Annotated in this window: 10 protein-coding genes; 8 read left to right on the top strand and 2 right to left on the bottom strand. The window is 38.8% G+C overall.

Going from position 1 to position 11,916, the window contains the following annotated elements; translation table 11 throughout:
* Position 1 precedes the first annotated feature (1 nt).
* Together AC04NP_RS26740 and AC04NP_RS26735 are read right to left on the bottom strand one after the other, a co-directional pair.
* Entirely contained in the window at positions 2 to 3,082 is a 3,081-nt protein-coding gene (locus tag AC04NP_RS26740) for a SusC/RagA family TonB-linked outer membrane protein (protein ID WP_482863144.1), read from the bottom strand.
* Between the two features lie 87 nt (positions 3,083 to 3,169).
* On the bottom strand, positions 3,170 to 4,915 hold the full coding sequence (locus tag AC04NP_RS26735) for a LamG domain-containing protein (RefSeq protein ID WP_482863143.1): 1,746 nt from the start codon (positions 4,913 to 4,915) through the stop codon (positions 3,170 to 3,172).
* A gap of 881 nt (positions 4,916 to 5,796) precedes the next feature.
* Here AC04NP_RS26735 and AC04NP_RS26730 point away from each other — a divergent pair.
* The 8 genes from AC04NP_RS26730 to AC04NP_RS26695 form a co-directional block, all read left to right on the top strand.
* The gene (locus tag AC04NP_RS26730) at positions 5,797 to 5,997 is read left to right on the top strand and encodes a hypothetical protein (protein ID WP_482863142.1); all 201 of its coding nucleotides are present in this window, start codon (positions 5,797 to 5,799) and stop codon (positions 5,995 to 5,997) included.
* A complete protein-coding gene (locus AC04NP_RS26725; protein WP_482863141.1) occupies positions 5,979 to 8,348 on the top strand; it encodes an ABC transporter permease in 2,370 nt (789 codons plus the stop codon). Before AC04NP_RS26730 ends, AC04NP_RS26725 begins: the two co-directional genes overlap by 19 nt.
* Before the next feature lie 97 nt (positions 8,349 to 8,445).
* Entirely contained in the window at positions 8,446 to 9,054 is a 609-nt protein-coding gene (locus tag AC04NP_RS26720) for a hypothetical protein (protein ID WP_482863140.1), read from the top strand.
* Between the two features lie 223 nt (positions 9,055 to 9,277).
* A complete protein-coding gene (locus tag AC04NP_RS26715; RefSeq protein ID WP_482863139.1) occupies positions 9,278 to 9,691 on the top strand; it encodes a helix-turn-helix domain-containing protein in 414 nt (137 codons plus the stop codon).
* Positions 9,692 to 9,713: 22 nt separating this feature from the next.
* Positions 9,714 to 10,673: a hypothetical protein gene (locus AC04NP_RS26710; RefSeq protein ID WP_482863138.1), complete on the top strand. Its 960-nt coding sequence runs from the start codon at positions 9,714 to 9,716 to the stop codon at positions 10,671 to 10,673.
* 311 nt (positions 10,674 to 10,984) lie between these two features.
* Positions 10,985 to 11,308 carry a DUF7677 family protein gene (locus tag AC04NP_RS26705; protein ID WP_482863137.1) on the top strand — a complete coding sequence of 108 codons (324 nt, stop codon included), beginning with the start codon at positions 10,985 to 10,987 and terminating at the stop codon, positions 11,306 to 11,308.
* Positions 11,309 to 11,342: 34 nt separating this feature from the next.
* Positions 11,343 to 11,483: a DUF7677 family protein gene (locus AC04NP_RS26700; RefSeq protein ID WP_482863136.1), complete on the top strand. Its 141-nt coding sequence runs from the start codon at positions 11,343 to 11,345 to the stop codon at positions 11,481 to 11,483.
* A 51-nt stretch (positions 11,484 to 11,534) separates the two neighbouring features.
* The coding region (locus AC04NP_RS26695) for a hypothetical protein (RefSeq protein WP_482863135.1) at positions 11,535 to 11,916 on the top strand (382 nt) is incomplete at its 3' end.

Genomic DNA, 11,916 nt, shown 5'->3' with positions numbered 1-11,916 from the left:
ATTAAAGCGTTGCTTGTATACCAATTTGAAATATCCTTGGAGCGGGGGTTCGGCCGGAGTCATTGCCATTGACAATAGGGGCATCACTAGCCAGGTCTGAGTTAAATGTGGAACCTACGGTGATTTCGGGGTCAAGACCTGAATAATCCGTTATAGTGAACAGGTTCTGTCCGGCGACGTAAAATCTTAGATTATTGACCACACCATTGAACAAGGTATTTAAATGTTTTTGTGGGATAGTATACCCAATTTGTAAGTTTCTGAGCCGGAAATAGTCACCATCTTCGATCCACCTGTCAGATGTACGGGCATTACCGTTGGGATCTGTAGCCGTTGCCCTTGGAAATGTATTGGATTGATTCTCAACGGTCCACCGCTGTAAAGTGGATACGGATTGATTGGAGGTATTGCGCATCCTTTCCAGTTCATACCTGCCGCCATTCAACAATTGAACATCTCCAACACCTAAGAAAACAGCCTTAAAATCAATATTTTTATAATTGGCGTCTATATTGAAGCCATAGTAGTATCCTGGAATGGATTTTCCAAGCACTGTTCTGTCTTCACCGTTGATTACACCGTCATTATTGAGGTCCTTGAAGCGTATATCTCCAGGTTCTGCCCCGATTTGAGTGGCATGCGACCTGATTTCTTCCCTGTTTTGAAAAATGCCATCAGTGACCCAGCCATAGAAAGAACCTATAGGATCTCCTTCCCGGGTAATATGGGTGTCCACCAATTGATCGGAAGCTGCCCGTATTATTACGGCATCATCGTTTTCCAATGCTTCGACATTATTATTTAAGGTAGTGAGGTTACCCCCTATATTAAAGTTGACCTGATCAATATTGAAATTGTAATCCACAAGAACTTCAAAGCCCTTATTGGAAACCTCACCCGCATTGATCAATACCTCCTGGAAACCGGAACCACTTGTACCAGGGGGTTGTACAGACAACAAAATATCCTCTGTCCTTCTATTAAAGTATTCAATGGTAAAATTGAGCCTGTCATCGAACAAGCTGGCATCGATACCGAAGTCTGTTTGATTCACGACCTCCCACGTTAATGTGGAAGAGGTTAAACCAATCGGCACCGGCGTGTTGACAGCCCTTTGATCCTCACCGATAATAACCGAGGAAAAAAGGTTAAGGCTTGCCACATAGGCAAAATTGTTCCCGGTAAACTGATTTCCCGACTGTCCCCAGCCCCCTCTTAATTTTAAGGAACTTATGATATTGGTTGCCGGAAAAAAGCTTTCATTGGCTACATTCCACCCTACGGAAAAAGATGGGAAAGTTTGACTTCTGAATCCCGGGGCAAAACGACTTGATTCATCATTCCTGACATTTGCTGTAAGCAGATATCTATCATCAAAATTATAAGTCAATCTTCCTAACCATCCCCTGATGACCCATTGATCGAAGCTCTCCCTTGAAGGGTCGATGCTATCGGCACCGCCGGTAGTTCTCAAATCCGGAAATGGAAGACCGGTTGCAGCAGCCAAGACCTGCTCAAATTCGAATGTTGTTTCCTCATACCCTGCCAAAAGACTTACAGCGTGTTTTCCAAAAGTGTTGTTATAGCTTAAGGTTTGGGTAAGGTTGGTGGTAAAACTACGGCTTAGATTTCTGCTAAACCCGCTGTCGTTATCCCCTCCTGATGGTCCTAATCTTCCATCGATAATGCCTGTCCTGTACGAAGAACCATTGCCATTTAACTGGGTGATACCACCTGAAAGCCGGTACTTAAGGTTTTTGAAAAGCGTTATTTCTCCATAGATATTGCCAACGATATTGAATACGCTACCTTCAAAACCACTTATCCTGCTATCGCCCAAGGCAGCAATATTTTCTGTGGTGGCGACGGCCTGCCCCGCAGTGATCGTGTTTACTTCATTATACCCTAAGATGCCATTTTCATCGAAAAGCTGAAAAAATGGCGCCGATCTGGCAACAAGAGGCCAATGGGCCACCTGACCATTTCCATAACGGGGAGTAAACGAGCTATTCCTTCCAATTTGCAGGGATTCTCCTATTTTAAGCCACTTTCCTATATTAAAATCAGCATTCAATCGTAAGGTATACCGCTCAAATTCACCGGGTCTTGCGGAAGACTCTTGTTTAAAGTAATTAGCAGTAAGCGCATAATTTGATTTAGCGGTACCTCCCGAAACACCGAAATCGTGTGATTGTATGGAAGCCATATCGGACAACCCTTCTTCCTGATGATCGACAAACGGGGCATCCCGGAATGTACTGAAATCGTTGCCCATTGCCGCTTGCAAGTCAATGTAATCATTGACGGATAACATATCGTAGGTATCAGGATTCTGTTGCAGACCATAATAGCCATTGTAGGTTACCTGTAATTTTCCTTTCTGGCCTCTTCTTGTCGTCACAATGACCACACCATTGGATGCCCTAGCCCCATAAATGGCTGCCGCAGATGTTCCCTTAAGCACATCGATCGATTCAATATCATTGAGGTTTAGTAAGGCGCTTGGATTTCCAACATAAGGAAAACCATCCACTACCCATAGGGGTTGGTTATCTCCTATGGTACCGGTACCCCTGATACGAATATTGGTAGAAGCACCAGGCTCCCCATCTGTATTGATCACTTGAATACCGCTTGTTTTTCCCGCTATTAGCTGGTCAACCGTGGTAAAAGCACCAGGGGTCTTATCATCCAGTTTTATCTGACTGATGGATCCCGTTAAATCCGATTTTTTCTGAACGCCATACCCTACAACTACAATTTCATCCAATTGAGCGGCATCCTCCTGTAAAACAATCACATAATTATCGTTTGCCGTTAGGTTTATCTCCTGGGTAACATAACCGATGTATGAAACTATAAGAGCGGTTGTTCCATCCGGGACGCTCAGTTGAAAATTACCATCGAGATCAGTGGATGTTCCTATCTCCAGGTATTCTTTTACTGCTACTGTGGCCCCGGGCAATGGACTTTGATTATCAGTAACTTGCCCTGTTATTGTACGTTCTTGTCCATATAGCAATCCGGAAAATAATATTCCTGCGACAGTCAAAAAGGTATAAAGTTTTCTATAGGTCTTCATTATTTTGTTGGTTGGTGATCCAAAAATTATGATTGCTCCAATAATTGTTCGATTAATAAATATTGCTTATGCTAGATGATTTCCGGCTTATAGTTGATTATATAGTGCTTCTATCTCTTCCGGGTCCAATACAAAATCAAAGAGGTATGTTTCTCCGATTGTTCCGTCGAAATCCACTCCATAAGTACCGGTACCGTCCTGGGCGATATTGATGGGAAAACCACTGTTCATGTCGCCAATAGCGCTCATATCCACGCTCGATACAAAAGAACCGTCCTGGTAAACAGCCATTTGACCATCACGATCAAAGGTGGCTGCCAAAAGGTGCCATGCACCATCATTAATTTGAGTACCATTGGCATCGACCCTGTTACCTTCACCATCCCCTAAGTTCACCTTCCAACCACTGTCGCCGAGGAATGAGAGGACGAAACCTTTGTTGCCACCACCTCCCCAGTTCTTGTCACTGATGATAGCGGGATCATTGGCGGTTGAGGTTGTTTTTACCCATACGGCCACCGAAAAGTCATTTCCATATCTGAAAGAGAGGGCATCGGTGGGATCTTCAACGGTAACAAATTGCTCAGGGGTAAACTCCCTGATGACCATACCATTTTCAACTTGCGGAACAACATCCCGATTGTCGATGCTAAAGGTGGTCAATTGTTGATTTATGTCGATGTATTTGAAACCGCTGCCCATTTCTCCGGCCTGTAGTTTTATTTCATCCTCGCTCAGGAGATACTTTGACAAGACAACACCACCGACTTTTCCGCCGAACCATGAACCATAAGAACCCGTTCCATCTTGGCCTACGTTAATGGGCAGGCTACTGTCCATATCTCCGACATTGGACATATCTACGCTGGCAAGATTTAAGCCGTCCTGATAAACTGTCATATCCCCATCTCTATCAAAGGTTACTGCCAGATGATGCCACAGGCCATCATTGATGGTACCTCCGTTGACATCGGCCCTATTGCCGCTGCCGTCACCGACATTAACCTTCCAATTACTGCCCAGAAAAGCAATAACAAAACCCATGTTGCCACCGCCTCCCCAGTTTTTGTCTGAAATGATAGAGGGGTCGCTGTTTGTGAATTCGGTATTTACCCATAATGAGATAGAGAAATCATCATTATGAGTAAAATCAAACTCTCCGTTATCTTCGGTTAAGGTCAAAAACTGTGTTGTCCCATTTACCTCAATAAAAGAACCAAAATCGTCCACCCCTGAACCTGTAAAATCACCCGTAAATGAAACCTCTGACCTTTGAAAAGGGCTGTTAGCAGTGAAAAATATGGGTGTCGATTTGGCAGATTCATGGTTCACTTTGTAGAAGGCCCTGTGCTCTGAAGGAGAGGTAAAGCCATCCTCTCCTGCATTGTCGTATGTAACATAGAAGGCAAATTCACCGGAGTCACCTTCAGGAATGCCCAGTGCATTTATAGAAGATGTCCAGGTGCCCACATAACCCCTTTCAGTATCTTGAAAGGTGTCAATACTACCAATAACTGTTGTCGTGCCTACACGTTCTACCTCCACTTTCGCAGGCCTGCCTTGTGTAATGACCTGTACCACCACAGGCTGTTCCAACAAGAAAAATTCTTCTTGTGCGGGGTTGTAGTTGAGCGCTGCTAGTTCAGCCTCGGTGTATGCGTTTCCCGTACCAGGGTTGATGGATATGAATGTAATTTCACTAATTCCTTCGAGTCTTGTATCCGGGTTGTATTTAACGGAGTCATCTTCGCAATTAGTGAAAAATAACAGCGCTAAGAAGGCAAAAAGCATTTCAAATGGCAGCAGATTTGATTTTAGACTGGGGAATTTCATAAGTCGAAATATTTTGATTTGCTCAAAAGTTATTTTAAATGATAAATTTGAAATGATTAAGTAGTCAAAATGAATACATCAAACATAGCAGAAAATCCAATGCAAAATTTACAAATATTAAAGCTTAATGATTCCCTAACATGGTGATTATTAGGTCAAAGGAGGAATACAATTTAAAAGAAGCATTACTTATTTGTAACTTTTATAAGTTTTTGCTTATTGGATAAGTATATTTTTTGACAACATTTTATTGCCAAAATGAGCTTTTTGACGCTTTTTTTGTAAAATTTTGATATGATTAAAATATGAAAATTCGGTAAAGCGAATTTTCATATTTGTAAAAAAAAGGGACTAAATCACAGTCGCATTAATTTTGAGAGGAAATGATTGAATTAATAAAAAATTCACAAATTATTTACTATTTGTAAACTTTGCTATTTACAACTTTCAAGCGTTTTGAATCATTACTTATAAAATAAATAATGCATTCGGGCCTTCATACCATTTCTGGTAAGGCTACAAGGCTGGCAGAGACTTAAAAAGTATTCGAGATCAATTGTAACCCGTCCGATTTCTGTTAAGGCCACAGATCTGTTTCGCCTTAATTTAATTAAACCAATAGGTGAGGTGCGCTCGGTCAGCTTCCACTTGCGAAACGGTTTACGGAGCCTCATGCATTACGGATTTATAAGGCTTTGTGAGGGATCTTCCTATTGGCCTATTCTCGAATTTTCCCGGAAGATTTAAAACGGCTGCATGCCCTTAAAGCATTGATAAAAGCCGCTTAGTCCTTTTTTTGATTGAAATTAGTGGTCTTTTTTCTTTCTATTGTTTTATCGGACCTTAACTTTGTTTAATTCAAAACAAAAAAACAGTGAGGATTGAATAACAAAGCTATATGGAAAATATCGAATAAGCCCTTAAACAAGCAAGAACAGGAGATTTTTGAAGTGCTAAACCCGGTATTTGAATTTGAAAGTGTCACCAGTTCCAGGCTGTCCCCATCCGGCAATCCGGTAGAGGAAATCTCCGGATTAAGCATAATGATTAATAAAGCTGACAGATGTTACATCGAGATATAAGCATTCTACTCAGGATTATATGGAAAAATAAAAGCCAAAATCTCATAAATGTTTTTGTCTTGTTTGTTGGCATGGTATCAGCCATAATCATTGCTAAATATATAGGATATTCATTAACGTATGATAATTTTCATATTAATCAAGACAATATCTTTCAGCTTTCCCAACTTGAGATAAAAAATGGCCATACCATTTATGAGGGGAAATTAACTTATCCGGGAATAACCATCATTTCTCGTCATACTATTCCGGAAATTGTTAACCACACAAAATTTGATCGAAGTGTTGAAACTTTGATAATGGTCTCGGATAAGGAAGGTGATTTGATATCCTATAATGAGCATAGGATCTTTCGCGTAGACTCATCATTCTTGCCAATGTTTACATTTAAAACTGTGCATGGAAACCAAAAAAATGCTTTGATGAATCCAAATTCTGCGGTCATTACAAAATCGATAGCAAAAAAATACTTTGGTGATAAGAACCCCATTGGTCGCTCGATCATAAGCAGGGTTCCCTGGGGCCGTAAAGAGCATTGGAAGATCACATGTGTTTTAGAAGATCCGCCTAAAAATTCAAATATCAAATTCGACATTCTTTTTTCAAGCTCATATCCTGAAAACTTATGGAATCATCCAGTCAATAACCAGTTTATTCAGACAAACGGTCCCATCAGTATTAATGATTTGTCCGATAAAATCTCAAATCATATCTCCGATCAAACTGTATTTAAAAACAAAGGGTCTCAGATTTCCATCGGCCTTACGCCATTAATACCTAAACTAAGCTCATTTGAGCTTATGCTTGTCTATGTAGGCTTATTTATTTTGATTTTATCCTGGATTAATTTCATCAATTTTTCAATTGCTCAGTCTCTAAACAGGTTCAGCGAGATATTCATTAAAAAAGCGCTGGGATCAAAAAATGCACAATTAGTAAGACAATTTATTCTTGAGTCCTTATTTGTGCATGGTATGGCATTTTTTTTAACTGTATTTTTTCTATTTCTGGCCTATGACTACTTCATTGAGCTTACCGGGAATCATCTCTTACCTCTTTTTAGTGATGTTCTTCATATTAATAGTTTGTTCTTAGGTCTTTTTATATTCGGATCAATGATTACTTCTGCTTATCCATCCTTCTTTTTAGTATCTAAAAAGATTTCAGGTGTATCCATGGTTGGTAAAGTCAAAACCTCAAAAGGTCAAAGAATGAGGAAATGGTTGGTTGTAACACAATACACGATAGCATCCATACTGATTATTGGAGTATTTGTCATTTCATCACAACTGAACTACATGAAGGCCAAAGAATTAGGATTCAGATCGGAAAATAAGTTAATTATTAAGCCACCAAAAGATAGCGGCAGCAGCAGAAGGATAAAGATGGATTATATTAAAAATGAATTATCTGAATTTCCATGGATAAGCAGCATTACCTCATCAACGACAATACCCGGACAATCCTATCGACGTGAAGTCAACTTTTCAAAAGTCGGTTCGGGTGATAGTGTTATGCTTTATGTAAACGGGGTCGATGAAAACTATTTAAACACCTATGGCATTCATCTTTTAACCGGTACTGATTATTCCAAACGCGGCAGTGCTTCATCCAATGAAACCAAAGTGATAATCAATGAAATTTCAGCACAGGCTTTAGGTTTAAGCCCTACCCTGGCAATAGGGGAACAGTTGTTTGATTATGATGCTAAGAAAACCTATACAATTATTGGAGTAATAGACAATTATCATAAGACTTCTTTAAGAAATAAGATCGAACCTATGATTCTAAAGTTTAATCCCGGACGCGGGTATATTACCTTGAACTTAACTCCGACCGAACCCTCCTCTCTCAAAGATATAACTGAAGCACTGAATGATGTTTGGCAAAATGCCTACAGTGATCAACCCTTTGAGTATTTTTTACTGGAAGATAAATATTATGAACAATATAAAACCGAAGATAGCTTCTTTAAAGTTTTTAGCATTTTCACTTTTATTTCCATTGCTTTAGCCAGCATTGGACTTATTGGATTGGCACTTTTTGAAGCAGCTAATAGCAAACTGGAGGTTGGAATAAGAAAAACTTTTGGTGCGTCAACTAGCGCCATTTTACTCTTATTTTTTAAAAGATACTTTATTTTGCTACTTATGGCCACTGTTATTGGTGTCCCGGTCTCTTTCTATATAATGGAATTATGGTTAAGTGATTATAGCTATAGAATTTCAATTAGTCTTAGACACATTCTTCTACCTTCCATTATTCTATTGACAGTTGCATTTAGCACCATTTTATCCCAGATGATTAAATTGAGTCAAATAAATCCAATAAAAGTTCTTCGGGAAAAGTGATTAGTTAGCAAACTTGAATCAGGTGTAGCTCTCCTTTCATTAAAGAAGTATTGACTAATGACCAATTCCCCACCCGATTTTGCTAAAAGACTTGCCTATGAGCTTTGTGAACGAACTTAAATACCAATTTAGAAAGGCAGGTCTCCAAAAAATCCTGTATTCAACAGGCCGGAAGTATTCAAAATACCCTTCAAACTATCCAGGATTTAAATATTCAGGTATCTGGAAATCCCTTTATCCAAAATACTACCCTGAGTTTGAGGCTTTTCTGGATTCTGCCGAAAACCTTGATTTTTCCAGGTATTCAATTCGACTTCCTGAATCGCCAATGTACCGTATCAATGCTTTAAAAGGATATAACCGAATTGAGATATATGTAAATAATGAGAATGCAACACTTAACGGCGAGATTGTATCAAAAGAAAAGCTCGAACAGATTGTTTACCAATTCATAAAAAACTATTCTCCCAATTATGTAGTCATTTTTAATGTAGATGATCAGGTAACTTATGGCCGATACATTGAATATCTAGATTTGATCTATGCTCGAATAGACCAGCTTAGAAATGAAATGTCTCTCGATCTCTATAAACAGCCTTTCGATTACTGGTATTGGGGAGAAGAACTCGATACCATAAAATTCAGGTATCCACGACACATTATTGAATGGACTCAAGAAGAAAAAAGACTTATTAAACTTATGTAAAAAAGCTGGTAACAGGCGCTAAAAATCTATAGACTAACGGGCTACAAACAAATGGTATTTGATCAAATCATTTTTTCTACCCTCCATTCAAGCTTTTTCATCCCCAAATCCACATAAAAATTAAAAGCCTGCGCCAAGAGCTCTTTATCATTCTGCTTACCCATCCAAATTGTACAATACCATATAGTTTTGAGATATTTTTAGAGATCGATATATTTGGCTTATGGAACATAAAACCAAACCTCAGGCAAAGCATATGGGAAGAAAGATCGGCCGTATGTGGGAGATGCTTGACATCAAGCAGGATGTGGTGGCCGATAAGTTAGGGGTCAGCCAGCAGACCATCTCCAAAATTGAGCAAAGTGAGAATGTGGATGAAGCCACGCTAGAAAAAATGGCCAACGCTTTGGGCGTCAATTCGGATGCCATTAAAAATTTCAGTGAGGAAGCTGTTTTCAATCAAATTCACAATACTTTAAACGATAATAGTTCTTTAGTTAACTACCAATGTACTTTTAACCCCTTTGAAAAACGGGCAGAGGCGATGGAAGAAAACAAAAAATTGTATGAAGAATTGTTAAAAAGTGAAAGGGAAAAGGTGGCAATGCTGCAAAGGCTTTTAGAAGAAAGGAAGTAATCTGACTTAGCCATTATACCCGATGCACCAAGCAGATAACAGAACTATAAGTGAAGTGATTATTGGCGATGGTAGACCTTTTCTGGTTTTTACTGGCCTAATTCTCATTCTGTCGGGACTTCTCGTTATTGTCCAATCACTAAGTGGATATTTTCTACCGCATGACTCAGCGTTTATAGGCCTTACCGCTGCTGAACTTTGGAATTTCAATGAAGGTCGAATTAACTTATTCATGTTTCATGATCGTGTGGCTTTTGGAGGGTCAATAATTGCTGTCGGATCATTGTACATGTGGCTTGCAGAATTCCCTTTGAAAAATAAAGAGGCATGGGCATGGTACCTCTTCCTATTATCCGGAATAGTAGGATTTGGGAGCTTTCTCACCTATTTAGGTTATGGGTATTTAGATTCTTGGCACGGAATTGCCACAATTTTGCTTCTTCCTTTCTTCATCGTTGGAATGGTTAAATCATATTCGAGGCTGGAGAATAAGGGCATCAAAGATCTCTTTAAGGCATCTGAAAAGTTTGACCTCAAAACAAGCTATGGAATTGGAAAGGCGCTACTGCTGTTTACTTCATCAGGACTTGTCTTAGGAGGCCTTACAATTATGACTATTGGCATGACAACGGTTTTTGTACCGCAAGACCTTGCTTTTATGAAAATCACGGTATGCGGCCTTAACAGGGTGAATGAAAATTTGATTCCTTTAATTGCTCATGATAGAGCATCATTTGGAAGTGGTGTAGCGACCATTGGACTTTTATTCTTCTTTAGCATTAGACGATCCGAACCCACAGTAAACCTTAGACAAGTCGTCTTTATTGGAATGACAGCAGGGTTTGGTTGTGCTGTTGGAGTTCACTTCATTATAGGGTATACCGACTTTATTCACCTATTACCGGCTTACATAGGTTTGGTAATTTGTTACTTAGGCTTGATCTTAATACGGCATAAGTCGCAACTGGCTAGCAAACAGTGAACTCTACATGAAATCCTGTAGTAATATAACCTATTGGAGAAATGAGATCAGAAAAAAATAAGTTTAAAAAATTTTATTTTTACGGTAGCGTTCTCTGGCTGCTATTGCTAATCATATTTTTTACCGGGAAATATTTTATTGAGTCGTATGAAAGTCATAATAGTAATATCGATTTTCTGGATGGTCTCCTAAGCATTGTGCGGACTTTTGGATTATTTGGTATCCCAATAATATTTGTTCTTTCATTTTTTCTTCGAATAGCAGAATATTTTATCCGGAAAATTCCAACCAGACATAAATAGTCTTACAAAATGCTGACTTTTGAATCAAAAAATATTTGTATATTAAAATTTAATACCTATCTGAAATCGGAGATAAAATCGTTGGTTGGATTTACTGATGATAGACATATTAGACACAAAATAAGCGAGCAAGACGGACACAGAAATTACAAGATGTTTGAAAAGAAAAAGGAAAGCAAAACGACACAACTCTCTAAGGACTTCAAAAGTGCATTAAGACATTTCGCATATTACTATACGAATGGAACATTGCAATATGTTATAGGGGATGAAAACCTGCTGAAAGGGGTTGATTATCGCGAGGATTTAAAGACTGAAGCAAGTTTGGTGTGAACAAGCATATGCAATTTTTTCTAATAATATTGAGATGCACGAAGCTGGCAAAGTGCTTAATTTAACACATTCCATGAAAAGAGCTGCTCAGTGGATACGATTTGCTTGCAGAAATCAAGATGATGATTATGAAGTAGAACCAGATTTTGAAGTCTGGGAAGTTGAATGGCATTAATTTCTGGATATAAGCTTAAAAGAATATACAGAATCAATTAGTGAAACTACCATGATAAATCTGGCAATTGCAGATTATATAAGCCGTTCAAAAAGTATTATAAGACACCGGGAATACCATTCAATATACATAAGATTTAGAATAGCTATAATCAGGGTAAGTAACATTGAATTATATTTAATTATGTTGTATGTTATTAATCAGACCCAAATGAAAAATGTTTTATTGACTTTCATCATAACATTCGTTGAGTTTACTGCATGTGCACAAGGAAGTTGGGATATTGGATACATAGAAGTTGACTCTATACGGATTTCTGATGTTGGTAGGGCTGTGAAGTTAGATTTCAAGCATATTTGGGCTGAACAAGGTGAGCCGAGATCAAAATCGATCAGAAAATATGTTACCCCTGAAGACACTAATCAAATCATTG

The organism is Agaribacillus sp. DX54 (assembly GCF_056858335.1).
The sequence above is the reverse complement of the archived record's forward strand: the minus strand, read 5'-3'. Positions and strand labels throughout refer to the sequence as shown.

Excerpts from the sequence above, each read along its gene's own strand:
- AC04NP_RS26740 (WP_482863144.1), bottom strand. The coding sequence starts at position 3,082 with ATGAAGACCTATAGAAAACTTTATACCTTTTTGACTGTCGCAGGAATA.
- AC04NP_RS26735 (WP_482863143.1), bottom strand. The coding sequence starts at position 4,915 with ATGAAATTCCCCAGTCTAAAATCAAATCTGCTGCCATTTGAAATGCTT.
- AC04NP_RS26725 (WP_482863141.1), top strand. The coding sequence starts at position 5,979 with ATGTTACATCGAGATATAAGCATTCTACTCAGGATTATATGGAAAAAT.
- AC04NP_RS26720 (WP_482863140.1), top strand. The coding sequence starts at position 8,446 with ATGAGCTTTGTGAACGAACTTAAATACCAATTTAGAAAGGCAGGTCTC.
- AC04NP_RS26715 (WP_482863139.1), top strand. The coding sequence starts at position 9,278 with ATGGAACATAAAACCAAACCTCAGGCAAAGCATATGGGAAGAAAGATC.
- AC04NP_RS26710 (WP_482863138.1), top strand. The coding sequence starts at position 9,714 with ATGCACCAAGCAGATAACAGAACTATAAGTGAAGTGATTATTGGCGAT.
- AC04NP_RS26705 (WP_482863137.1), top strand. The coding sequence starts at position 10,985 with ATGCTGACTTTTGAATCAAAAAATATTTGTATATTAAAATTTAATACC.
- AC04NP_RS26700 (WP_482863136.1), top strand. The coding sequence starts at position 11,343 with ATGCACGAAGCTGGCAAAGTGCTTAATTTAACACATTCCATGAAAAGA.